This window comes from Actinomadura sp. BRA 177, assembly GCF_013372625.1.
GTDB lineage: Bacteria > Actinomycetota > Actinomycetes > Streptosporangiales > Streptosporangiaceae > Spirillospora.
Map to the genome: position 1 here is coordinate 1 of NZ_JABXFD010000287.1, position 22,996 is coordinate 22,996.

Here is a 22,996-nt window from a genome sequence, read left to right on the forward strand (position 1 = left end):
GACAGAGATGGGGCCTCTAGCCAGGCTCCTATGAAGTCACAACGCCACGTCCGGTGAGTGCACATGAGCGCCTCCCGGCCAAGGCCGACAGATCCCGTTGAAGACCCGAAGTCAGTCAGATGCTGGGTCAGACCCCGCCGGGAGGCGCTCATCTACATCATCTCTGTCAGATGCCGAGGTACTCGAGCAGCTCGTGCTCGCGTTCCCGGACCTGGTCGTTGTCCAGCGCGTCGGCGATCCGGCCCTCGGCGAGCAGGTAGTGCCGGTCGGCGACGGTGGCCGCGAAGTGCACGTTCTGCTCGATGAGCAGGACGGTCACCCCGGCCGCCTTGACCTCGCGGAGGATCTCGCCGATCTGCTGGACGATCAGGGGCGACAGGCCCTCGGTCGGCTCGTCGCACAGCAGCAGCCGGGCGCCCGTCCGCAGCACCCGGGCGAGAGCGAGCATCTGCTGCTCGCCGCCCGACAGCTTCGTCCCGGGGAACCGGCGCCGATCTTTGAGGCGGGGGAACGTGTCGTACACCTGCTCCAGCGACCACGGCTTCGGACCCATCCGCGGCGGGAGCGTCAGGTTCTCCTCCACTGAGAGCGTGGCGAAGATGCCACGGTCGTCGGGGACGTAGCCGAGGCCGCGGCGGGCACGCTTGTGGGAGCTCATGGCGGAGATGTCCGCGCCGGACAGCGAGACCGTGCCGGTCGTCCGGCCGTGCGCCGCGTGCAGGCCCATCAGGCAGCGCAGCAGCGTGGTCTTGCCGGCACCGTTGCGTCCGACGAGCGTGACGATCTCGCCCTCGTCCACCCGTATCGACACCTCGCGCAGGGCTTGGGCCTCGCCGTACCAGGCGGACAGTCCGTCAACGCGCAGCATGGGAGTCCCCCAGGTAGGCGGTGATGACGCGCGGGTCGTGGCGGATCTCGGCGTAGGGGCCCTCAGCCAGCACCCTGCCGTGCTGCAGGACGGTCACCCGGTCGGCGAGGCTGGCGACGACGTTCATGTTGTGCTCGACCAGGACCACGGTCCGGCCGTCCCGGATCTGGCGGACGAGCTCGATGGTGCGCTCCACGTCCTCGACGCCCATGCCGGCGGTCGGCTCGTCCAGCAGCAGCACCTTGGGGTCCAGGGCGAGGGCCAGCGCCAACTCCAGCGCGCGCTTGCTCCCGTACGACAGCGAGCCCGCCGGGACGTCGCCGTGGCCGACCAGCCCGACCCGGTCGAGGAGTTCGCCGGCGCGTCCGGCGAAGCGGCTCAGTGTCCGGTCCGACCGCCAGAACCGCCAGCCGAGCCCGGTGCCGCTCGCCAGCGCCAGCTCCAGGTGGCGGCGCGGGGTCAGCTCGGCGAACAGGCTGGTGATCTGGAAGGAGCGCGCGACGCCCAGCCGGGTGATCGTCTCGGGGCTGCGGCCGGCGAGTTCCCGGCGGGCCTCCAGCAGCACGCTGCCCTCGGTCGGCTTCAGGAAGCCGGTGAGCAGGTTGAACAGCGTCGTCTTGCCGGCGCCGTTGGGGCCGACCAGCGCGTGCACGCTGCCTTCGGCCACATCCAGGTCCACGCCGTCCACGGCGCGGAAGCCGCGGAACTCCCGCACCAGGCCCCGTGCTTTGAGAACGGGCGCCGCCGGAACCGGGGCCTCGGGGACGGAATCGTCCATGCGCCCTCCTCACGCGTCGTGCCGTGACCGGCGCCACACTCGGGTCGCCGTGACCGTGAACGCTAGGCGGCGGCCGGGCGGGCGAACCAGGTGACCTGGCACATATTCGGGCGCCCGACTATGAGGCGGCGCACACCGCAGGGGGACGCCACCACAAGACGCAGGTGAAGTGTGTGCTCGGCGACGTGGCCTCGCCCGCCGCCGGTCGCACAGCATGTCTTCTCCCACCCACCCCCGGAGGCCGCACATGCCTGTCCTTCGCAGATCCTCCGTCGTCTCAGTCCTGCTGGGGTCGCTGCTGGCGGTCCCGCTCGTCTCCGTGACCGCCGCGTCCGCGCACACCCGCTGCGACCGCATGCACCGGATCCACGTCCCCGGAGCGGAAAAGCAGATCGCCGCGTGCCTGGACGACCTGACCACTGCCGGCACGGTCGCCTCGGGCCACACCGTCCAGGCCCAGTGGCAGGGGCTGCACTCGACCGCGACCAAGAACCCGAGCGGAGTGCCGGGCATCCAGATCGACGGCTACTTCCACGACGACTCGACGTTCAACACCACGCACGGCTGGAACCACGACTCGCAGTTCGTGATCCGGCTTCCGGAGAAGTGGAACGGCGGCCTGGTGGTCTCGGGAGCGCCGGGGACGCGCCTCCAGTACGCCAACGACTTCACCATCTCCGACTGGGTGCTGGCGAAGGGGTACGCGTTCGCCTCCACCGACAAGGGCAACAGCGGCAACACGTTCTTCAAGGACGGCCGGCGCCCCGGCGACGCCATCGCGGAGTGGTACCGCCGGATGACCCAGCTCACCGTCGCCGCCAAGGTGACGGTGGCGCGCCACTACCGCCGGCCGCTGCGCAGGACGTACGCGGCGGGCATCTCCAACGGCGGCCAGCTGGTGCACTGGGCCCTGGAGCACCACCCCGAGCTGTACGACGGCGGCCTGGACGCCGAAGGCACGTACTGGCCGCGCGACGGCGGCAACAACGCGCTGGTCTACCTGCCGGTGGCGCTGCGCAACTACCCCAAGTACGCGGCGGCCGGCGACCCGAAGGCGCACGCCGCGATGATCAAGGCCGGCTTCGCTCCCGGCTCGGAGTTCCTGTGGGACTTCAACTACAACTTCATCTGGGACAACACGCAGCGCATCTACCGTGAGGAGGTCGACCCGGCCTACGACGGCGACCTGGAGGCGGGCATCCCGTACTGCGAGAGCGGGACGCCGAACTGCGACACCGACTACCGCTACTACGAGCGTCCGAGGAGCGTCCACCGGACGGTGAAGCGGCTGGGCATGACCGGCCGCATCGGCAAGCCGATGATCACGGTGCAGGGGACGCTGGACACGCTGCTGCCGATCAAGGTGCACGGTGACGCGTACGCCAAGAAGATCCGCGAGCAGGGCAGGGGCTACCTGCACCGCTATTACCGGATCGAGGGCGCCTCCCACCTGGACCTCGAATACGACATGTTCCCGGACCGGATGCGCCCGCTGCTGCCCTGCATGCGGACGGCCTTCGAGGACCTCGAACGCTGGACCGCCCCGCGCGGCGGGCAGGCGCCCCCGCGCAGCGCCACCATCCCGCGCCAGACGACCGGCGACGTGGCCAACACCTGCTCCATCAGCTGACCGGAACGCGCCCGGTCACCAGACGCCCCTGACGGGTCACCGCTATAATGCTCACCGGCTTCCCGGTGGCCCGTCAGGGGCCAGTTCGTCCGCCTTGGCCCGAATGAGCCGCTGGACGATGACGGCGGACCGCGAAGGCCGGCCTTCTCTCCGCTGGGTCAGGCACAGGTGGACGGACGGCGCGTCCCGCAGCGGCAGCCACACCAGGTCGGTGATGTCCGCCGAGGTGTGGAACCGGGCGAGCACGCCGATCCCGGCGCCCTGGGCGACCATCACCTTGACCGTGCGCGCCGACATAGCCTGGACGACGACATCGGGATCGGGCACGTGCCGGTGCAGCGTCTCCCACAGGACCGTCCCCGCCCGCATCGTGACGATGGGCCAGGTCTCAAGGTCGCGCCAATGGACGTACTCGCGTCCGGCCAGCGGATGGTCGGTGCGCACGCAGATCCCGAGGGGGGCCGACACGAGGGGTGTGCGGCGCAGCCCGGGCGCGGCCGGGCTCTCCGGCACGGTGACCACCCCGAAGTCGAGCGCGCCGTCCAGCACGGCGTCCGCAATGGCGGACGAGGCGCCCTCCCGGACGGTGAACCGCAGCCCCGGATGCTGCTCGCGCAGCCGCCCGACGACCGGCACGATGATCGTCTCGGCGGTCACCGAGACGCCGCCGATCTGGACCCGGCCGCGGTAGGCGCCGCTCGACTCCATGGCCGACTCGCGCACCGCGTCCTCGGCCGCCACGAGCCGTCCCAGCGGTTCGATCAGCGCCTGCCCGGCCGGCGTCGGCCGCACGCCGTGCCGGCTGCGGGTCAGCAGGACGACGTCGAGCTCCTCCTCCAGCAGCGCGATCTGCTGCCCGAAGGTGGGCTGGCTGACCTCGCACACCGAGGAGTGGTGTCAACTACTCTGCCTGAAGGACCGAGTTCGGCGTTCGGTCCTCGCAAGGCTTCGTTTACGCTCCCGACTGCCCGCTACGGCCGGGCGGTCACGGGTCGCATCCACCAGCCCTAGGTGGGGGCTGGGTCGGGCATGTTGACGAATACCCACGCCGAGCGTGCGCGGTCGCGCACGTTGACCCCGGCGACGACGTCGGCGGGCCCAGCGAGACCGCACCGGCGACAGCAGAAATGGTCCCGAGTTGGCCGGTTGGCTCGCTCGGTGTGGCCGCAGCGCGGGCAGCGCTGCGAGGTGTAGGCCGGATCCACCTCGATGTACGGCACGCCGTGGCGGCGGGCCTTGTAGGCGATGAAGGCGCCGAGTTGGTGGAAGGGCCAGGAGGACAGGCGTGCCCGCTGGTCGCGAGGAACCGTGACCCGTCCGCGGATCCCACTCAGTTCTTCGAGTGCGATGCCGCGTCCGGTGCGTGCCGCGACGGCGACGACCTGCTTGGAAATCGTGTGGTTGACGTGCCGGGCGTGCCGCGCCTCGCGGCGGGCCCGCTTCTTCAGCAGCCGGGTGGCCGACCGGGTGCGTTTGGCCTGGATCTCGGCGCGTTTGCGGGCCTGCCACCGCCGGTACCGGGAAAGGCGGCGGCCCTGATGGTTGCCGCCATCGGAAGTGGTGGCCAGGTTGACGATGCCGCGGTCCACCCCCACCCAGTCGGCAGGCTCGTACACCTCGGGCTCGGGGACGTCGCACGTGGCGAGCAGGAACCACTTCCCGTCCCGGTACACCAGGTCCGATTCGCCCTTGCGGTGCGCGGCCAGCGTCTTGGCCTGCTCAGGTGAGCAGGCGAACCGCAGGCCCCTGCGCCGCCCGGCCACCGTCCAGATGCTGACCGTGCCCGCGTCCAACTGCCAGGACAAACACCGGTCATCGTAGGTGTGCGCGGCGTCAGCGCGGAACACGATGGGTTTGGACTCGGCCTTGCGGCGCCGCTTGGACGCCGGGCCGCCCAGACGGCCGTTGCGGATGTTGCCACGCAGGGTGGTGTAGGCGTCCACGACCCGTTTGATCACATGCTGGGCGGCCTGCGCGCCCAGCCCGCCCGCTTTGAGGTCGCCGTAGCACAGCGTCCGCAGGGGCAGTTCACGGCCACGGAGCCCGAATTCTTCGAAGGCGAGGGCCGAAACCTGGTTGGCGGCGGCGTTGACGTGGTGGAGGGTGTCAGCCAATGCCGCCGCCTGCTCGGGCGTCGGCAGCAGCTTGACCCGCACCACCAATTTCACAGTCTGTTACTTTATCATTACACTTACATGATCGGGCCCGACGGCGACCGGCGCGCCGCACCCCGTACGAGGAAGCGATTCGCCCTGCGCCGAAACGCCAGGTTCCTGGCTAGAAGCGACTGAATGGCAACCCTGTCCATCTTCATCCTGATCGGCCTCTTCGCCGCGACCCTGATCCCCGCGTTCGACCTCGGGCTGGGCGCCCTCGCCGCCGCGTTCCTGCTCGGTGTCGCCGCCGACGTGGCCACCGACGACGTGACGGGCTTCTTCCCCGCCGACTTCTTCGTCCTGATCGTCGGGGTGACGGCCATGTTCGCCGTCGCGCAGTACAACGGGACGCTGGACTGGCTGCTCGACCTGATGCTGCGCCTCGTCCGCGGCCGGCTGCTGCTGATCGTGCTGGTCCCGTTCGTGATCGGCGCCGTGCTCACCGCGGTCGGCACCCTGCCCGCGGCGGCGACCGCCATCGTCTCCCCGATCGCGCTGGGCTTCGCCGCCCGGTACCGGATCTCGCCGCTGATCGCCGCCGTCCTCGGCGTCACCGGCATCATCAGCGGCCTCCTCTCACCCCTCGCCGTCTACGGCGTCACCGCTCGCGAGCTGAGCGAGAAGCAGGGCATCGTCCTGCCCGGCTCGGCCCCGGTGTCCTTCCTGCTCGGCGGCCTGCTGACCGGCCTGCTGGTCTGCGCGGGCCTCCTGCTCATCGGCACCCGAACCGGTGCCGTGCCCCCGGGCCGGGTTGCCGCCGCGTCCCGTCCGGACGCACCGGAAGACACCGCCCCCGAGCCCTCTGGCGGCGGCGGCACGGCGACGATCGTCTCCACCGCCCCAACGGGAACGCGGCAGCAGCAAGGAGCCCGCGTCCTCACGATCGGGTGCCTGCTCGCCGTGGTCGTCCTCTCCGTCGGCTTCGACATGAACGTCGGCTACCTCGGCCTGACCGCGGCCCTCGTCCTCCAGTTGACGCTCCGGCTGCCACCCCGGCGAGATCGTCTCCCGGGTCCCGTGGAACGTCGTCCTGCTGATCAGCGGCCTGCTGACCTACGTGGGCCTGATGCAGCACCTGGGCGCGTTCAAGCAGATCAGCGACTTCCTCAGGGTGGACGGATCGCCGCTCCTCAGCCTGCTCGTCCTCTGCTACATCGCCGGGGTCACCTCGTTCGCCGCCAGTTCGATCGCGGTCTTCGTGACGACGATGCCCCTCCTGCCCCCACTGGTCGCGGACGGCGTCTCCCCGGTCGGCGGCGTCCTCGCCCTGGCCCTGGCCTCGGTGATGGTCGACATCAACCCGCTCGGCATCACCGGCGGCCTGATCCTCGGCGCCGCCGAGCCCTCGGCACGCCCCCGCCTGTTCCGGAACCTGCTCATCTACGGCCTCGTCTCGATCCCGATAGCACCGTTCCTGACCTGGGCCGCCTTCGCCTGGTGGTGAGCGGGGTTCAGACGCGCACCGGGAGGCGGACCAGGCCGCGGACGATGGAGCCGGTGCGGTGGTGGCGCAACTCGGTGGCCGGGACGGCGAGGGCGAGGCCGGGGAAGCGGTCCAGCAGGCCGCCGATGGCGATCTCGCCCTCCAGGCGGGCCAGCGGAGCACCGAGGCAGAAGTGCGGGCCGTGGCCGAACGCGACGTGCCGTTTGGGTGCGCGGGTCACGTCCAGCCGGTCGGGGTCGTCGAACGCGGCGGCGTCGCGGTCGGCGGCCCCGAGCGACACGTGCACCCATGCGCCCCTGGGAACGGATGTCCCGGCGATCTCCATGTCCTCCAGGGCGATCCGGTGGCTCGCCCGCTCCACCGGCCCGTCGTAACGGAGCAGTTCCTCGATCGCGGACGGCAGCAGCTCCGGCCGGGCACAGAGGAGTTCGAGCTGGTCAGGCGCCTGGAGCAGGGCGAGGACGCCGTTGCCGATGAGGTTGACCGTCGTCTCATGCCCCGCGATAAGCAGCAGCGCGATGCCGTTGAGGAGTTCGGCCTCGGTGAGGGCGGCGTCTCCATCGCGGGCGGCGATCAGGGCGCTGATCAGGTCGTCCTCGGGGCACGCCCGCCGCTCGGCGATGACTCCGATCAGGTAGTCGTTGAACTCGCGGGCGGCGTCGCGGCGGCGGGCGCGGGCCTCTGAAGTCAGCGCCGGGACGGTCAGCACCGCCGTCCACGCGCGGAACCGGGCCCGGTCGGCAGCCGGCACGCCGAGCAGCTCGCAGATGACCTGGACCGGCAGCGGGACGGCGAGGTCCTCGATCAGGTCGGCCTCGCCGCGGGCCGCGATGCCGTCCAGCAGCCCGGCGGTGATCTCCCGGACGCGGGGCCGCAGGCCCTCGACCCGCCGGGTGGTGAACGCCTTGGCCATCAGCCCGCGCAGCCGGGTGTGGTCGGGCGGGTCCATGGCGAGCATCGTCCCGCCGAAGAACTGCTCACCGTTCACGGGCAGGGAGCTGTGCGCGACGTCCTTGGACAGGCGCGGATCGGCCAGCGCCGCCCGCCCGTGCTCGTGGTCCACCACCAGAAAGGCCGTGGCCCCACGAGGAAAGTCGATCAGATGAACGGGCCCCTGTTCCCGCAGTTCGGCATACGCGCTGTACGGATTTTCGCTGAATGTCCGGTTAAAGAGGAACTCCAGCGGCAGCATCGGACCACCCTCCCACCATGGCGGCTACGAGGCCAGGCCGGGACGGTGAAAGGATGAGCGGCATGGGACAAGTCGTGGTGACCGCAGAAAAGACGTTGCAGGCGAGCCCGGAGCAGGTGCTCGCGGCACTCGGCGATTACACGGGCGTGCGGTCGCGCATGCTGACCGAGCACTTCAGCGAGTACGAGGTGCGTGAAGGCGGGCAGGGCGAGGGCACGGTGGTGCACTGGAAGCTCGCCGCCACCAGCAAGCGGGTGCGCGACTGCCTCTTCACCGTGAGCGCCCCCGCCGAGGACCGCCTGGTGGAGCGGGACGCCAACTCGTCCATGGTCACCACCTGGACGGTCACTCCGGCCACCGACGGCGCACGCGTCCACGTCAAGACCACCTGGGACGGCGCGGGCGGCATCGGCGGCTTCTTCGAGCGGACGTTCGCCCCCAAGGGCCTGCAGCGCATCTACGACGCCCAGCTCGCCAAGCTGGCCTCCGAACTGAGCACGTGACCGACGAGTCCTACCGGCGGCGCAGCGCCCGCATTCTGCTGGTGGACGACGCCGACCGCGTCCTGCTGTTCCGCTGGCCGCTCCGCGAGCCCGGCGCGGGCCACTGCTGGATCACTCCGGGCGGCGGCGTCGAGGAGGGCGAGACCCTCCGCGCGGCCGCGGTCCGCGAGCTGCGCGAGGAGACCGGCCTGGTCGTCTCCCCCGACGACCTCGGCCCGCAGGTCGCCCTGACGTCCGGCCACGCCGACCTCGGCTGGACCAAGGGGCTGTTCCGGGACGACTTCTTCCTGCTCCGCACCGCCGCCTACGACATCGACACCGCGGGGTTCACCCCGATCGAACGCGAGCACGTCGGCGCCCACCACTGGTGGACGCTCGCCGAACTGGCGAGCGCCAAGGAGCCGGTCTTCCCGCTCAAACTGGCCGAACTCCTCACCGACCTCCTCGCGGGGCGCACCCCGGCCGAACCCATCCGCCTCCCCTGGCACCACTGAGGGACACCGGAGAACGATAATCCGCCGCAGAACACCCGCTGCTGCGGTACTCAGAGCGATGCGCGCAGTCGTTCTGCCGAGGAAGTGCTCAAACGTTCTTCTAACAGAACCGTAAAACGCTCGGCGCCGACCGCCCGGCGAACACGGCGAAGATCATCGAGCGCCCTGCCAATATGCTCGGATCCGCCCGCAAGGACCAGGCGGTCGTAACCGCGCAGCAGGTAATCGGCTCCGGCCAGCACATCGCCGTCCCGGCACAGCAGCACGCCTATCTGACATTGGACAACAGCGCTCCGCAACGGGAGCTCGATCTCCTCGAAAGTGCGCAGCGCCTCCATGCACCGCTCCATCGCCAGCGGTCTATCACCGGCCAGTTCGGCTAGGACGCCCAGCTGGAAGGTGGCAAGGGCGACAGAGTCGCGGTCTCCACCGGACAGCCGGATCGCTTCCGAATAGCAGCGTTCAGCGGCTGGATACTCTTGGAGTTCTTGATGCAGCTGGCCGAGATTATGGAAGATCGAAGCCGTTCTCTGCGGATTTCCGAGTCGCTCTTCGATAAGCAGAGCGCGTTGATAATATTCAACGATCCGGCCGGGGTCCTGATTCTTGCGTTGCAGCGTCGTCGCGATCTGATGGTATCCGCTGGCGACGAGCTCCCAGGCTCCCGTCTCCATCCCCGCGGCAATCGACGCACGCCATAGATCCATCGCCTTGGCGGTGCGGCCCTGCTTCGCCAGCAGGTTGCCGAGCTGGTGCCGGACCTGGGCCAGATTGAATCGGTCCTCCATGGACGCACGCATGCTGATCGCACGGCCGTAGCCCGCTGCCGCCTCCGTGACGCGGCCAAGAGCCTCGTCCACCATGGCCATCTGGACAAGGGTCGCCGCCACACCCTGCTCGTTTCTGATCTCCCGATAGATTTCCTGCGCGGCCTTGTAGCGTTCACGGGCGTCGGAAAAGCGGGCCTCCAGTACGTCGAGATTGCCGAGCTGGCTGAGGCTCGCCGCCATGCGCAGCTGATCGGCCTGCTCGCGGCTGAGTTCGAGCACGCTTTCCTGGTGACGGCGCGCGGTCTTCAGATGCCCGAGGTCCTGAGCGAGGATGCCGAGTTCTCCGTGACCGACCATCATGCCTTCCCCGTCGCCCTGGCGCCGTGCCAGCAGCAGAGCGCGGGCCAGCAGGCGAGCTGCCCGGTCGTGCTCGCCCCTGAGCCGGTGCAGCACGCCCGAGCACCTCAACCAGAACGCCTCTGGGCCCGGCCCGGAGGCGTACCGCAGCGCTCGCTCCGCGATCGCCAGTTCGGCGTTCCAGTCGCCGTCCCGGTGGAGGCGAGCGGCGACGTCCCGCGCGACCGCATCGCCCTCATCCCACCGGGCGGCCCCGTAGAGATGGTGCAGCGCTTCAGTCAGGTGGTCCCGCTGCGAGCCGGGACCGATCTGAGCCATGGCCAGCCACATCCAGTAGTTGGCGGCCCTGGAGTGCGCCGGACGCGCATCCTGCGGCCGAAGGTCGGGGCGAAGCAGGGCGGGGATCGCGAACCGCTCGTCTCCGCCGCTCTCATTCCACAGCCGGGTGATCACACCGGCCTGCACCAGAGCACGCAGGGCTCGGGTGCGGGCGTCAAGGGCTTGCCGGTCCGGCACGACGAGCGGCGGCACGGCCTGGAGGCGCCCATCATGGTCGGTCAGGTCGAGTCGGCGGGCGGAGATGCGCTCCTCGTCCTCCTCAAGCACCTGCCATGCGGCCGCAGTCTTCCAGAACACGCCTCGGAACACGCTGGTCCCCTGTGCGATCTTCGCCACGAGCCAGTCGGCATCGAGGGTGTCGCGGGGCAGGCCCTCCAGAGCCGCAGCGGCGCTTGCTCGACGCACTCCTTCCGCGACGGAGGCCATGTCGTGCGGCGGCCGTCCGTCCGGCAGGGCCGCGAGTGCGGTCAGGGCTCCGGGATGGCCGCCGAGTACCTCTAGAGCCGTCTCCAGGTCTTCGGGGTCAAGCCCATCCAGCGCGGGCATGCGCCGGACGATGTGGCGCACCGCGGCGCGCGGCAGCTCCGGCAACGGACACCAGGCGACCCTGTCGGCGAGCTCCCCAGGGCAGTCGAACCGCACGCGGCTCCCGAGCAGGGCGGTTCCGGGACGCTCGCCGGACGTCCACTCGGTCAGCAGATCGATCGCCTTCGGCTCCACCACGACGATGCGGCCATCGCCGGTCCGGGCGACGTTCTCGGCGAAGTCGTCCCAGATGAGCGGTGGCGGCATCCACCCCGGCAGGCGCGCCAGCAGGTCGCGCAGACGCGCCCGCCAGTCGCCGCCGGCTCCGGCGCCGTCCGGTTCCCGCGTCCGTTCGGCCAGCCGGGCGATCAACGCGTCGGGGTCGGCGCGCCCGGACAGGGTGACGGCCGGCCCGAGCGCCCCCCGGTCGACGGAGTCGCGGATCCGTTCGAGCAGCGCGGAGACGCCGATGCCGGCGATTCCGTGGACCGCGGCCACGGTTCCGCGCCGGGTGAGCCACTGGCGGAGGCGGCGTTCCTCGGCTCGCCGCCCGATCAACGGCCGCCGGGATACCGGCGGCACCGGCTCGCCGCTCCCCGGGGCGGCGCCGGACGGGGGCGACCAACCGGGCAAGGCGGTGACCCCCTCACGCAGGTACAGCACCGGGGCCGACCAATCCCGCAGCTGCGCCGCCTCGGGACTTCCCGCCGGCACTCTCCCCCGATGTGCCTCCACTCGCCGGCGGGCCTCGGCGCAGGCGGCGGCCGGGTCGGCCGTATCGTCGGCCAGAAGAGCGGCGTACCAGTAACGGGTGAACAGGCCGGCGTATCTGTCCCCGACGACCGCGCTCATCGCCAGCACGCCTTGGGCGCCGGCCTCCATCAGCGCCTGCGCCAGGTTCGCCACCGTCTGGAGACCGCCGGTTTCTCCCTCGCGGCGGCCGACCCCGGTGGAGCAGCCCATCAACACGATGAACGGAGCACGCAGGACGCCGTCCTCACCGGTGAGGACCCGGTCGACCAACGTCGCCGCGTCTATCGGTCGCCCTTGGCCGTCCGCATCCTCCAGCAGTAGCGCGCCGGGGCGCGCATGGCAGGTCAGGTGCAGGATCTGGCACGGAGAGTCCCGAAGCGCCGCACCGATCGCCTCCGGCGTACCGAACGGGACCAGCCGGAGCTCGGTACTCTGGCGCCGGGCCGCGGCGGCCAAGCCGGCGGCGATCCCCTCCAGGTCCCGCTCGTGATCGATCAGGGGCAGCGCGGCGTCGTCCGGCTGCGCGACGGCGGCCACGACCCCGAACGCATCACCGGCGGCGGGCCATGCCCGTGCACCGCCGGAGAGCCGGAACAGCGACACGCGCGGGTGCAAGGCCACCGGCATGGCGACGAGCGGGGCGGCCAGTGTCTCCCATGGGTGGCCTGCCAGGTCGGGGTCGACCGCGAGGGCGACGCGCAGCGGCGGCTCGCGCTCATCCGAGATCAGCTGCTCCAGCCGGTCGCCGACCGGCCCGCGGAGGTAGGCGTTGAACAGCAGTTCGCCGATCTCCCGTTGGGGCGAGAGCGCATCCGTTCCGCCATTGGGCAGGAACAGCCGGTCCGCCCGGTCATGTCGGATCCTGTCGAGCATCCGCAGGTAGTCGAGGGTGACCTGTTCCGCGCCCGGCGGTTTCTGCCGGACGGTGCGGCCAACCCCGGTCAGCACGATGGCCTCGGTGGAAATTCGCAGCAGGACGGCGCGAGAATCACTGCGCCGGCTTAGCCCCCGGACCATGGAATCTCCTAACGGAAGGGACCGAGCATGGACGGAGAAGAAACCCGCGACTGGCAGCCGGGTGGCGGCAATGACCGCTGCCCGATATGCCACGTTCCTCCAGGATTTCTGCACGAGGAGACGGAATGCACGCTGTCCGGCGTATGGAATGGCCCAGAATCCGGGGTTGACGACTCTCAGGATCCGCCTGGCGGCGGCTCCACGTCCTGATCTCGCCGCGCCCTAGGAGGATGAGGGCGAGGCGGCGGCACCGGAGGGTCCGGCGGGGTGGCCCAGCCGAACATCGTCAATATCACCGAGCGGCTTCGTTTCCCCGGGTTCCGGCGAGCCCAGCCTGCGAGCATCGCGGCCACCTCCGCGAAGGCACCGAAGACGATGACGGAGACCGCCGCCCACCGCGCGGCCGTCAGCTTGGCACCGTCCTCGGGCACCAGCAGCACGGCTATACCGCACAGCAACGCCACGATGGCGATGTTGTACCTGATGCGCGCGCGCCGCACCAGGTCGCCCCAGCAGGCCGCGTGGTGGCGCAGTTCCAGGTTCACCACGCGTCTTCGCCCCGGGCGGTGCTCCAGGTCCGGATACCATTCCTGGACCTGGGCGGGAGTCACGGCGTAGCCGCGTGCCCGCGCGTTCAACTGTACGACCTGCAACAACAAAATGGCGGCCGCGCCGAGCAGAATGAGGGACAGGGCGGGCCACCGCAGGTCCTTCTCTATCTGCACCACAAGAGCGATCAGCGTGATGGCGAAACCGGCGAGCAGCGGCGCGGCGACGCCGCCGAGGCTTTCGACGGCGGCGAACACACCGTACGGATTGGGAGGCGGCGGCCCTGGCTCGGTATCCCTGGATGCGCCCGTGCTCTCATCTCGCCGCGGCGAGGATTCCTCGTCCACATCGCCATCATCACCCGTATCTCCCGGGCGATATCGGCGACGGTGAGTCCGGATTGGGCCAGCGGCGGGGCACGTCACAGGTCGTTGCCGGCGTAGGAGAGGTTGAAGCTCTTGTTGACGAGGGGGAAGTCGGGGACGATCGCGCCGGTGAGGGCGACTGGGAGGGCGGGCCAGTTGAAGAAGGACGGGTCCACGATCTTCGCGCGGGTCAGTGTGCCGTCCGGGGCGAGTTCGACGCGGTGGACGATGGTGCCGCGCCAGCCCTCGACGATGCCGGTGCCGGACGCCCTGGCGGTGCCCACGGCTGAGGGCCAGGAGGTGAGCAGGCCGGGGTTCATCGCGTAGGTCAGGTCGCGGATGACGTCGATGGAGACGGCGATCTCGCGGACGCGGATCTGGAAGCGGGCCAGCACGTCGCCGGTGGTGGCGGTCGGGACGGTCAGGGCCGGGCGCAGGTCGGTGAACGGGTGGTCGCGGCGGGCGTCGATGTCCAGGCCGCTGGCGCGGGCGACCGGGCCGAGGGCGCCGAGGTCGCGGGCGGCGTCGGTGGAGAGCGGCGCGGTGCCGGTGAAGCGGTCGGCGACGACGGTGTGGCCGAGGGCGAGGTCGGCGAGTTCGGCGATGCCGGCGCCGATGGCCTTGAGCGCGGCCGGGTCGGGCAGGGTGCGCACGACGGCGCCGCCGAGGATGACGCCGCCGCGCAGCAGCCGGTGATCGGTGACGTCCGCGTTGAGGCGCAGGAGTTGTTCGCGGACGCGGCCGCACTGGGCGTTGAGGACGGAGTGGCCGACGTCGTTGCAGAGCGCGCCGAGGTCGGTGACGTGGGTGTAGAGGCGTTCGAGTTCGAGGAGGACGGCCCGCATCCGCTGGGCGCCGGGTGACACGACGCAGCCGGTGGCGTCCTCGACGGCGAGGCAGTAGGCGAGAGTGTGGCCGACGGTGGTGTCGCCGCTGACGCGTTCGGCGAGGGGCAGCGCGTCGAGCGGCGGGCGTCCTTGGAACAGCTTCTCCAGGCCCTTGTGCACGAACCAGAGCCGCGCCTTCAGCTTGAGGATGCTCTCCCCGACGACGGAGAACCGGAAATGTCCCGGTTCGATCAGCCCGGCGTGGACGGGCCCGACCGGGATCTCGTACACACCGGGCCCGTCCACCTGGACGAACGGGTAGGGGCCCTCCGGGTCGCCGAACGGGGGCGGCGGGCCGGCGTCGGCGCGCATCGGGTACCAGCCGCGCGGCCAGTGGTGGTGCCGGACGAGCCGGCGCGGCAGCGGGTGCCCGGTCGGGACGATCCCGTACAGGTCGCGCATCTCGCGTTCGAACCGTCCGGCGGGGAAGCTGAGCGCGGCGAGGCTCGGCACGGCCGGCTCGTCCGGGTCCAGGCGGACGTGCAGTTCGGTGCGGCGGTCCGGGTCGGGGGCGGTGAACAGGTAGACGACGCGGGGCCCGTCCGGGTCCTCGTGGGCGGCGGTCAGGGCGAGGCGGTGCCCGTTCTGGAGCAGCTCGGCGGCGTGCTTGGCCAGGTGGGCGGCGTCGATGTCCAGGGTGGTTGTCATCAGTGTGCTCCGAGGACGGCGGCGGCGTGGAGCAGGAGGTCGTGGAGGGGCCAGAGGGAGACTCCGAGCGCGGCGCACGCGAGCAGCCCGAGCAGGAGCCCGGCCGCCGTCCCCGGGCGGGGCCGGGACGGGAAGGTCGCGGTGCCGGGTCCCGGGCCGCCGAGCAGCATCCGGGCTGTCCCGGCGGCAATGGCGGCGGTGGCGACGAGCAGCAGGGCGAGCGCGGCGGCGACGGCCCAGCCGAGCCCGGCGGCGAATCCGGCGCGGAAGACGGCGAGCTCGCTGGCGAACAGGCGGAACGGCGGGAAGCCGAGCAGGGCGAGCAGGGCGGCGCCGAACGCGCCGCCGATCAGCGGTGACCGGGCCGCGAACCCGCGCACGGCGCTGATCCGGCTGGTGCCGGCGGCGTGCTGGATGTGCCCGGACGCGATGAACGCGACCGACTTGGCGAGCCCGTGCCCGAGGACGTGCAGCAGGACGGCGGCCATCGCGAGCTTCGTCCCGATCGCGGCGCCGAGCGCGAGCAGGCCCATGTGCTCGATGCTGGAGTAGGCGAGCATCCGCTTGTAGTCGCGCTGGCGGAGCAGCAGCGCCGCCGCGAGCGCGAGCGACGCCAGCGCGACGGTCAGCAGCAGCGCCCGGACGAAGCCGGCGCCGAGCGCCGCGTCCGCGATCACCTTGACGCGCAGCACGGCGTAGAACGCGACCGACAGCAGGACGCCGGACATCAGCGCGGACACGGGCGCGGGGGCCTGGCTGTGCGCGTCCGGCAGCCAGGCGTGCAGCGGCGCGAGCCCGGCCTTGGCGCCGAATCCGAGGACGAGCAGCGCGACGGCGATGCGCGTGACGTCGGGGTCGAGGCGGCCGGCGTGGGCGGCGAGGGCCGTCCAGTCCAGGGAGCCGGAGGACGGGACGTGGGCGTGCTGCGCGGCGAAGTGCAGCAGCATGATGCCGAGGAGCGCCAGCGCGATCCCGGCCGAGCAGATCACGACGTACTTCCAGGCGGCCTCGGTCGCGTTGCGGGTGCGGCGGTGCCCGACGAGGAACGCGGTCAGGATGGTGGTGGCCTCGATCGCGACCCACAGCATTCCGAGGCTCGCGGCGAGGACGGCGAACGCCATCGCGGCGATGAACGCCTGCGTGAGGACGCCGTACCGGCTCCTGTCGCGGGCGGGGGCGTCCTCGGCGGCCAGGTAGGCGGGGCTGGCGAGCATGGCGAGCAGCGCCACGGCGCCGATCACGATGAGCATGAAGGCACTGAGCGCGTCGGCGCGCAGCAGGCCGTCCAGCCCGGTGTGCGGGCCGAGGGCGGCCAGCGCGATCCCGGACGCGAGCACGGCGGCGGCCGCCGCGGCGCCCAGCCAGGACGTCCCGCGCCGCCAGCCGAACACGGCGTAGGCGGCGGCCGTCAGCAGCGGCGCCCCCATCGGGGCGATCAGCAGCAGGGTCATCAGTCGCGCAGCTCCCGCAGGTCATCCAGGTCGGTGTCGCCGAAGGCGGCCCGCATCCGCGCGGTCAGCACCTGGAGCACCAGCACCGCGAGCAGCACGTCGAGCGAGACGCCCAACTCAACGATGAGCGGCACCCCGGACGTGGTCAGGAACGCGACCGCCGTGATGCCGTTGTCCATGAGCAGGAACCCCACGATCTGCGACAGCGCGCGCCGCCGCGTCACGAGGACGAAGAGCCCGATCAGCACCACGGTCAGCGCGATCGGGACGGCGTGGGTCGCGGGCGTCGGGTCCAGCCGCACGATCGGGCGGGTGACCGCGTAGGCGAGCAGCCCGAGCAGCGCCGCGATCGTGAGCGAGGTCGCCACGTTGACCAGCGGCTGCGTCTCCCGGCTCCTCCCGCCCCCGGACATGGCGCGACGCAGCAGCCACGGCAGGACCCCAGCGCGCAGCACGCCGACGCCCACGGCCAGCGCGACGACCTCGGCGTCCCCCTCGTGGACGCCGAGGACGGCGATGAGCAGCGCCAGCGCGGCGCCCTGGAGCGCGAACAGCCGCACGATCGCGGCGAGGTCGCGGCGCCACAGCACCAGCACGCCCGCGAGCAGGAAGGCGCCGCAGGCCACGTCGAGCAGCTGCACGTAGGTGGTGTGGTTCATGGCGCCACCAGGAAGAAGGACGAGGCGACGGCGAACAGCGCGAGCACGAACGAGCCGGCGAGCAGCTCCGGCACCCGGAACATGCGGAGTTTGGCCATGAAGACCTCGGCGGCGGCCAGCGCGGCGCCGGCGACCGCGACCTTGGCGGCGATCGCCGCAGCCCCGACCGGCAGCATCGCGAGGGAGTCCCCGGCAATCCCCCACGGGACGAACAGGTTGGACAGCAGCCCGAGCAGCACCGCCAGCCGCATCGCGGACGCCCACTCGACCAGTGCGAGGTCGGGCCCCGCGTACTCCAGCACCATCGCCTCGTGGATCATCGTCAGTTCCAGGTGGGTGGACGGGTTGTCCACCGGCATCCGGCCCGCCTCGGCGATGACGACGACCACGAGCGCGACGAGGGCGAGCAGGCTGGCGGGGAACACGACCTGCTGCGGGTCGTCGAGCGTGGAGCCGACGATCGCGCCGAGGTTCGTGGAGCCGACCCGCACCGACAGCGCGAACGTCGACAGCAGGATGGTGGGCTCCACCAGCGCGAGCACGACCATCTCGCGGCTGGCGCCCATGCCGCCGAACGCGGTGCCGGTGTCGAGGCCGGCGAGGGCCAGCGCGACCGTGCCGAGCGCGAGCAGCGCGGTCACGGCGAACAGGTCGGCGGCGCCGTCCAGCGGGGAACGCGTCGTGACGAGCGGGATCACGGCCGCGACGACGAGCGTCGTGCCCGCGAGCACCAGCGGCGCCATGCGGAACAGCGGGCCCGTGCCGTGCGGGGTGATCGGCTCCTTGCGGAGCAGCTTGCGCAGGTCCCGCCAGGGTTGCAGGACGCCGGCGCCCGCCCGTCCCTCCGCCCTCGCGCGGATCTGCCGCATCAGCCCGACCAGCAGCGGCGCACCGGCCGCCACGAGGACGACCTGCAGGACCGTCCCGAGGAGCCCGGTCACCGGATCACCGCCAACGCGATCAGCAGGCCGGTGAAGGCGTAGAAGCCGTACCCGACGTAGCGGTGCACGCTGCCGTTGGCCAGGCCGCGCGCTGCTTCACCGGTCCGGGCGGCGGCCGCGAGGACGGGACGATACAGCCGGTGCTCGACCCGGTCGCCGACTCGCGTCCGGTAGGTCACGCTGTCCACGAGATAGGCCGACTCCTTCACCGGGGTGACGTCCAGGTCGGTTTCGGGGGCGAGGACGTTGTCGAAGACGCGCTGCAGGGGTTCGGCGAACGAGGTCGCGGTGTACTCCATGCGCGGCGACATGGGGCCGGCGCCGCAGTCCCAGAGCCGGGCCCGGCGGCGGGCCGCCCGGCGCGTCGCGGCGACGCGCAGCAGGGCTAGCAACCCGACCACGGCGACCAGCAGGAACGCGGCGATGAGCAGCGGCGACACGGTGGCGGGAAGGCCCGCGAGGCGCAGCGTGACCGGCCCCGTGACGGCGTCCGGCCCCGGAACGGCGAGGGTCACGGTGGGCAGGACGAGCCCGGGTGCCAGCGCCAGGACGAGGCAGCTCGCGGCGGCCACGCCCATCCCGGCGAGCATCGGCGCCGGCGCCTCCCGCGCGTGCTCCACCGCGGAGCTGCGCGCCCGCGCCAGGAACCCGACGCCGAACGCCTTCACGAACGTGGCGATCGCCAGGCCCGCCGACAGCGCCACCACGGCGACGGCGAGCGGCATCGTGACCGCCGTCATCGTCCCGCCGGACGGCAACGCGTGGACGAGGCTCTGCAGCAGCAGCCATTCGCTGACGAACGCGTTGCCGAGCGGGAGCGCGGAGGCCATCAGCGCGCCGACCCCGAACAGCGCCGTGGTGGCGGGCATCCGGGTCCGCAGGCCGCCGAGGGCGTCCAGATCGCGGGTGCCGGTGGCGTGCAGGACCGACCCCGCAGCCAGGAACAGCAGCGTCTTGAACCCCGCGTGGTTGACGACGTGCAGCAGCGCGGCGGTCAGCGCCAAGGCGGATAGCGCCTGCGCACCGGACGCCGCGAACAGCCCGGACGCCCCGACACCGACGAGAACGAGGCCCATGTTCTCGCACGTCGAGTAGGCCAGGAGCCGTTTGAGGTCGCTGGAGACGGCCGCCTGGAGGATGCCGTACAGGGCCGAGCCGCCGCCCGCCACCAGGACGACCAGCCACCACCACGCCGGCCCGCCGCCCAGCAGGTCGAACCCGACTCGGACGATCCCGTACACGCCGAGGTTCACCATCGCCGCGCTCATCAGCGCCGACACGTGGCTCGGCCCCTCCGGATGGGCCCGCGGCAGCCACACGTGCAGCGGCGCGATCCCCGCCTTGGACGCGAAACCGATGAAGACCGCGAGGAACACGGCGGCGCGTCCCCACTCCGGGAGGCCGTCCGCCGCCGCGCGGAGCCGCTCGAACGACTCGCCGTGCGCGGCGGCGGCGAACCCGGCCAGCCCGCCGAGGATCACCACCAGCCCGAGGTGCGTCATGACCGCGTACCAGAGGCCCGCCGTCCTGACCTCGTCCCGGCTCCGGTGCTCGGCCACGACGAGCAGCAGCGACGCGAGCGCCATCAGCTCCCACGCCAGCAGGAAGGTGCTCACGCTCGATGCCGCCGGGACCAGCGCCATCGCCGCGACGAAGACCGGCACCATGACCTGCGGGACGCGTCCGTCCAGGCCGCCGTGCCGGGTGTAGCCGATCCCGTAGACGGCTGCGCACACCGCGACTGCTCCGGTGACCGCGAGGAAGAGGCCGCCGAGCGGATCGAGGGCCAGCCGGACGCCCGCGAGCGGCAGCAGATCGGGCAGCCGGACGCTCCACTCCCCGCCCCGCATCGCCGAAACACCGGCGACGACGGCGGCCGCTCCCCCGCCCGCCGTGAGCGCACCGGCCGCGATCCGCCTAGCCGCGCGCGGCAGGACGAGCCCGGCGACCGCCGCGAGCAGGTTCAGCCCGAGAGCGGCCGAGAACGCGGCGGACGTCATCGCCCGGTCAGTCCGCGCAGCGCCGCCACGATCGCCTCCGGCGCGGGCGGGCATCCCGGCACCTCGACGTCCACCGGGACGATGTCCGCGACCGCGCCCGCGACGCCGTACGCCTCGGCGAAGACGCCGCAGTCCCGCGCGCAGTCGCCCAGCGCAATGACGACCTTCGGCTCGGGGACGGCCTCATGGGTGCGGCGGAGCGCCATCTCCATGTTGCGCGTGACCGGCCCAGTGACCAGGAGCGCGTCCGCGTGCCGGGGCGAGGCGACCTGCCGCGCGCCGTACCGCTCCGCGTCGTACACGGGCCCGAACGCCGAGGCGATCTCCACCTCGCAGCCGTTGCACGACCCCGCGTCGACGTGCCGGACCTGGACCGACCCGGCGAGGTCGCGGGCGCGTCCGGGCAGCGCCGGCTCGGGACGCTCCGGCGCGTCCTCGGCGGCGCGCCCGGTCGTGCGGATCTTGCGGAACAGGTCTCTCACACGATCCCCCGGAGCTCGGATACCGACATGCGCAATTGCCAACTTTAGCAACTCATAACATGCGAAGGCCGCACACCCGTCGAAGCCCGGTCAGCCGCCCTCGTGCCCCCGCCCGGCGGGCCCGGAGGAGCGCATCTCGTCCAGCAGCTCCGCCTGCCCGGACAGCACGCCGGTCAGGATCTCCCGCGCCACCGCGAGCAGCTCCGCGACCCGGGGGCTGGTCAGCGAGTAGACGACCGTCGCCCCCTCCTTGCGCGAGACGACGAGGCCCGCCCGCCGCAGCACGGCGAGCTGCTGCGACAGGTGCGCGGGCTCGATGCCCACCTCCGGCAGCATCTCGGCCACCGCGTGGTCGCGCTCGCTCAGCAGCTCCAGCACCCGGATCCGCGCCGGGTGCCCCAGTGTCTTGAAGAACTCCGCTTTCAGCTGGTAGAGCGGCGCGCTCACCGCGTCCACCCGCGGGCCGTCCGTGGCACCATCGTCCCGGTACCCCTCCGCCGGAGTAGCAACATTCGCAATTGCCAAGGTTAGCAACTCCACCGGTGAGTCCTGTGTGGCGCACGCGTGTTTACGGACGGTGCTCGGCGGAATGGTCGGTCGCGGAAGCATTGGAGGCTGTCCGTGGCCATCTACCAGTACCGCTGCGCGGAGTGCGGGCCGTTCGACGTCTCCCGGCCGATCGGCACGGCCGGGTCTTCGGAGACGTGTGCGTCGTGCGGCGCTGAGGCGTCGCGCGTCTTCACACCGCCGCGCGTCGGGCGCGCGTCCGGCTCGCTCGGACGGGCTCTGGAGGCGCAGGAGGCGAGCGCGCACGAGCCGCGGGTGGTCCGGCGGGTTCCCGAGGGGCCGCGCCGGCCGGCGGCGCCCGCCGATCCGCGGCACCGGCGGCTTCCCCGTCCCTGACCAGGGGTTCGCTCAGAGATCTCGGAGGAAGACATGCCCGATGTCGTGTTCAGCGTCGACCAGGCGAAGTCCATGCGCGACCAGCAGGTGCCCGGCCACAACCGGTGGCATCCCGACATCCCGGCGGCGGTCACCGTGCGTCCGGGGGCGGAGGTCCGCGTGGAGTCGCGCGAGTGGATGGACGGGCAGGTCGGCAACAACGACTCCGCCAACGACATCCGGGACCTCGACCTCACCGTCAACCACATGCTCAGCGGGCCGATCGCGGTGGAGGGCGCCGAGCCGGGCGACCTGCTGATCGTGGACGTCCTCGACATCGGTCCCGTCCCGCAGGAGACGGGCAACATCGCGGGCCAGGGCTGGGGCTACACCGGCATCTTCGACCGGAACAACGGCGGCGGGTTCCTCACCGACTGGTTCCCCAACGCCTGCAAGGCCATCTGGGACTTCCACGGGCAGATGGCCACGTCCCGGCACATCCCCGGCGTCAAGTTCACCGGCATCACGCACCCGGGGCTGTTCGGCACCGCGCCGTCCGCCGACATGCTCGGCCGGTGGAACGCGCGCGAGCAGGCCCTCATCGACACCGACCCCGGCAAGGTGCCGCCGCTCGCCCTGCCGCCGGAGCCGCAGGGCGTGCTCGCGGGCCACCTCGCCGGCGACGACCTGGCCCGGATCGGACGTGAGGGCGCCCGCACCGTCCCGCCCCGCGAGAACGGCGGCAACCAGGACATCAAGAACTTCAGCCGCGGTTCCCGGGTGTTCATGCCCGTGTTCGTGCCGGGCGGCCTGCTGTCCACCGGCGACCTGCACTTCAGCCAGGGCGACGGCGAGATCACCTTCTGCGGCGCCATCGAGATGGGCGGGTTCATCGACCTGCACATCGACCTCATCAAGGGCGGGATGGAGAAGTACGGGGTGACGACGAACCCCATCTTCATGCCGGGAAACGTCGAGCCGCGCTACGACCAGTTCATCTCCTTCATCGGCATCTCGGTCGACCACCGGAACGACACCAACCACTTCATCGACGCCACGCTGGCCTACCGGAACGCGGTCCTGAACGGCATCGAGTACCTGAAGAAGTTCGGCTACACCGGCGAGCAGGCGTACCTCCTGCTGTGCGCCGCACCGATCGAGGGGCGGCTCAGCGGCGTCGTCGACATCCCCAACGCCTGCTGCTCGCTCTACCTGCCGACGTCCATCTTCGACTTCGACGTCCGGCCGAACGCCGACGGCCCGCAGCGGGCCGACCGCGGCCAGTGCGCGGTCACCACGTAGCGGC

20 protein-coding genes and 1 pseudogene are annotated in these 22,996 nt (G+C 71.6%); 7 read left to right on the forward strand and 14 right to left on the reverse strand.

The features are described from left to right. Positions 1 to 166: 166 nt before the first annotated feature. Entirely contained in the window at positions 167 to 868 is a 702-nt protein-coding gene (locus HUX53_RS13100; RefSeq protein ID WP_176403451.1) for an ABC transporter ATP-binding protein, read from the reverse strand. After that, a complete protein-coding gene (locus tag HUX53_RS13105; RefSeq protein WP_176403452.1) occupies positions 855 to 1,646 on the reverse strand; it encodes an ABC transporter ATP-binding protein in 792 nt (263 codons plus the stop codon). Before HUX53_RS13105 ends, HUX53_RS13100 begins: the two co-directional genes overlap by 14 nt. A 247-nt stretch (positions 1,647 to 1,893) precedes the next feature. On the opposite strand from HUX53_RS13105, the gene HUX53_RS13110 reads away from it, so the two are divergent. After that, positions 1,894 to 3,276, forward strand: a complete 1,383-nt coding sequence (locus HUX53_RS13110) for a tannase/feruloyl esterase family alpha/beta hydrolase (RefSeq protein ID WP_176403453.1) — start codon at positions 1,894 to 1,896, stop codon at positions 3,274 to 3,276. Positions 3,277 to 3,327: 51 nt separating this feature from the next. Here HUX53_RS13110 and HUX53_RS13115 read toward each other — a convergent pair whose 3' ends face one another. Next, on the reverse strand, positions 3,328 to 4,161 hold the full coding sequence (locus HUX53_RS13115; RefSeq protein ID WP_176403454.1) for a LysR family transcriptional regulator: 834 nt from the start codon (positions 4,159 to 4,161) through the stop codon (positions 3,328 to 3,330). A 122-nt stretch (positions 4,162 to 4,283) separates the two neighbouring features. Further along, positions 4,284 to 5,444, reverse strand: a complete 1,161-nt coding sequence (locus HUX53_RS13120) for a transposase (protein ID WP_309237194.1) — start codon at positions 5,442 to 5,444, stop codon at positions 4,284 to 4,286. Positions 5,445 to 5,567: 123 nt separating this feature from the next. Between HUX53_RS13120 and HUX53_RS43025 the strand changes: the two are divergent. Both HUX53_RS43025 and HUX53_RS13130 read left to right on the forward strand, forming a co-directional pair. Beyond that, positions 5,568 to 5,942 (forward strand): annotated as a pseudogene (locus HUX53_RS43025) (hypothetical protein); the annotation flags it as partial. A 490-nt stretch (positions 5,943 to 6,432) separates the two neighbouring features. Continuing rightward, positions 6,433 to 6,876 carry an SLC13 family permease gene (locus tag HUX53_RS13130; protein ID WP_176403477.1) on the forward strand — a complete coding sequence of 148 codons (444 nt, stop codon included), beginning with the start codon at positions 6,433 to 6,435 and terminating at the stop codon, positions 6,874 to 6,876. A 7-nt stretch (positions 6,877 to 6,883) separates the two neighbouring features. Here HUX53_RS13130 and HUX53_RS13135 read toward each other — a convergent pair whose 3' ends face one another. After that, complete coding sequence (locus HUX53_RS13135; protein ID WP_176403455.1) at positions 6,884 to 8,068, reverse strand: cytochrome P450; 1,185 nt, start codon at positions 8,066 to 8,068, stop codon at positions 6,884 to 6,886. Positions 8,069 to 8,130: 62 nt separating this feature from the next. On the opposite strand from HUX53_RS13135, the gene HUX53_RS13140 reads away from it, so the two are divergent. Next, positions 8,131 to 8,571: an SRPBCC family protein gene (locus HUX53_RS13140; protein WP_176403456.1), complete on the forward strand. Its 441-nt coding sequence runs from the start codon at positions 8,131 to 8,133 to the stop codon at positions 8,569 to 8,571. After that, complete coding sequence (locus tag HUX53_RS13145) at positions 8,568 to 9,065, forward strand: NUDIX hydrolase (protein WP_176403457.1); 498 nt, start codon at positions 8,568 to 8,570, stop codon at positions 9,063 to 9,065. Before HUX53_RS13140 ends, HUX53_RS13145 begins: the two co-directional genes overlap by 4 nt. A 50-nt stretch (positions 9,066 to 9,115) precedes the next feature. On the opposite strand, the gene HUX53_RS13150 is transcribed toward HUX53_RS13145, so the two are convergent. From HUX53_RS13150 to HUX53_RS41090, 9 genes are all read right to left on the reverse strand, one after another. Beyond that, positions 9,116 to 12,826, reverse strand: coding sequence for a tetratricopeptide repeat protein (locus HUX53_RS13150; RefSeq protein ID WP_176403458.1), 3,711 nt, complete (start codon positions 12,824 to 12,826; stop codon positions 9,116 to 9,118). 176 nt (positions 12,827 to 13,002) lie between these two features. Further along, entirely contained in the window at positions 13,003 to 13,722 is a 720-nt protein-coding gene (locus HUX53_RS13155; RefSeq protein WP_176403459.1) for a hypothetical protein, read from the reverse strand. A gap of 74 nt (positions 13,723 to 13,796) precedes the next feature. Then, a complete protein-coding gene (locus HUX53_RS13160; RefSeq protein ID WP_176403460.1) occupies positions 13,797 to 15,275 on the reverse strand; it encodes an NADH-quinone oxidoreductase subunit C in 1,479 nt (492 codons plus the stop codon). After that, positions 15,275 to 16,726, reverse strand: a complete 1,452-nt coding sequence (locus HUX53_RS13165) for a proton-conducting transporter membrane subunit (RefSeq protein ID WP_176403461.1) — start codon at positions 16,724 to 16,726, stop codon at positions 15,275 to 15,277. Before HUX53_RS13165 ends, HUX53_RS13160 begins: the two co-directional genes overlap by 1 nt. Then, positions 16,726 to 17,385 (reverse strand): hypothetical protein, encoded by a 660-nt coding sequence (locus HUX53_RS13170; RefSeq protein WP_176403462.1) that lies wholly within the window; start codon positions 17,383 to 17,385, stop codon positions 16,726 to 16,728. The genes HUX53_RS13165 and HUX53_RS13170 overlap by 1 nt, the downstream gene beginning before the upstream one ends. Beyond that, entirely contained in the window at positions 17,382 to 18,326 is a 945-nt protein-coding gene (locus HUX53_RS13175) for a respiratory chain complex I subunit 1 family protein (RefSeq protein ID WP_176403463.1), read from the reverse strand. Before HUX53_RS13175 ends, HUX53_RS13170 begins: the two co-directional genes overlap by 4 nt. Then, on the reverse strand, positions 18,323 to 20,326 hold the full coding sequence (locus HUX53_RS13180; RefSeq protein WP_176403464.1) for a proton-conducting transporter membrane subunit: 2,004 nt from the start codon (positions 20,324 to 20,326) through the stop codon (positions 18,323 to 18,325). Before HUX53_RS13180 ends, HUX53_RS13175 begins: the two co-directional genes overlap by 4 nt. Further along, on the reverse strand, positions 20,323 to 20,808 hold the full coding sequence (locus HUX53_RS13185) for an NADH-quinone oxidoreductase subunit B family protein (RefSeq protein ID WP_176403465.1): 486 nt from the start codon (positions 20,806 to 20,808) through the stop codon (positions 20,323 to 20,325). Before HUX53_RS13185 ends, HUX53_RS13180 begins: the two co-directional genes overlap by 4 nt. Before the next feature lie 90 nt (positions 20,809 to 20,898). Beyond that, positions 20,899 to 21,255, reverse strand: a complete 357-nt coding sequence (locus HUX53_RS41090; protein ID WP_176403466.1) for a helix-turn-helix transcriptional regulator — start codon at positions 21,253 to 21,255, stop codon at positions 20,899 to 20,901. A 174-nt stretch (positions 21,256 to 21,429) separates the two neighbouring features. On the opposite strand from HUX53_RS41090, the gene HUX53_RS13195 reads away from it, so the two are divergent. Then, positions 21,430 to 21,711: an FmdB family zinc ribbon protein gene (locus HUX53_RS13195; RefSeq protein WP_176403467.1), complete on the forward strand. Its 282-nt coding sequence runs from the start codon at positions 21,430 to 21,432 to the stop codon at positions 21,709 to 21,711. Positions 21,712 to 21,744: 33 nt separating this feature from the next. After that, positions 21,745 to 22,992, forward strand: a complete 1,248-nt coding sequence (gene fmdA / locus HUX53_RS13200; protein ID WP_176403468.1) for a formamidase — start codon at positions 21,745 to 21,747, stop codon at positions 22,990 to 22,992. Positions 22,993 to 22,996: the final 4 nt, after the last annotated feature.

What these genes read in the sequence shown, in the direction of transcription:
- HUX53_RS13100 (WP_176403451.1), bottom strand. Translation starts at nt 868, where the DNA reads ATGCTGCGCGTTGACGGACTGTCCGCCTGGTACGGCGAGGCCCAAGCC.
- HUX53_RS13105 (WP_176403452.1), bottom strand. Translation starts at nt 1,646, where the DNA reads ATGGACGATTCCGTCCCCGAGGCCCCGGTTCCGGCGGCGCCCGTTCTC.
- HUX53_RS13110 (WP_176403453.1), top strand. Translation starts at nt 1,894, where the DNA reads ATGCCTGTCCTTCGCAGATCCTCCGTCGTCTCAGTCCTGCTGGGGTCG.
- HUX53_RS13135 (WP_176403455.1), bottom strand. Translation starts at nt 8,068, where the DNA reads ATGCTGCCGCTGGAGTTCCTCTTTAACCGGACATTCAGCGAAAATCCG.
- HUX53_RS13140 (WP_176403456.1), top strand. Translation starts at nt 8,131, where the DNA reads ATGGGACAAGTCGTGGTGACCGCAGAAAAGACGTTGCAGGCGAGCCCG.
- HUX53_RS13150 (WP_176403458.1), bottom strand. Translation starts at nt 12,826, where the DNA reads ATGGTCCGGGGGCTAAGCCGGCGCAGTGATTCTCGCGCCGTCCTGCTG.
- HUX53_RS13160 (WP_176403460.1), bottom strand. Translation starts at nt 15,275, where the DNA reads ATGACAACCACCCTGGACATCGACGCCGCCCACCTGGCCAAGCACGCC.
- HUX53_RS13165 (WP_176403461.1), bottom strand. Translation starts at nt 16,726, where the DNA reads ATGACCCTGCTGCTGATCGCCCCGATGGGGGCGCCGCTGCTGACGGCC.
- HUX53_RS13170 (WP_176403462.1), bottom strand. Translation starts at nt 17,385, where the DNA reads ATGAACCACACCACCTACGTGCAGCTGCTCGACGTGGCCTGCGGCGCC.
- HUX53_RS13180 (WP_176403464.1), bottom strand. Translation starts at nt 20,326, where the DNA reads ATGACGTCCGCCGCGTTCTCGGCCGCTCTCGGGCTGAACCTGCTCGCG.
- fmdA (WP_176403468.1), top strand. Translation starts at nt 21,745, where the DNA reads ATGCCCGATGTCGTGTTCAGCGTCGACCAGGCGAAGTCCATGCGCGAC.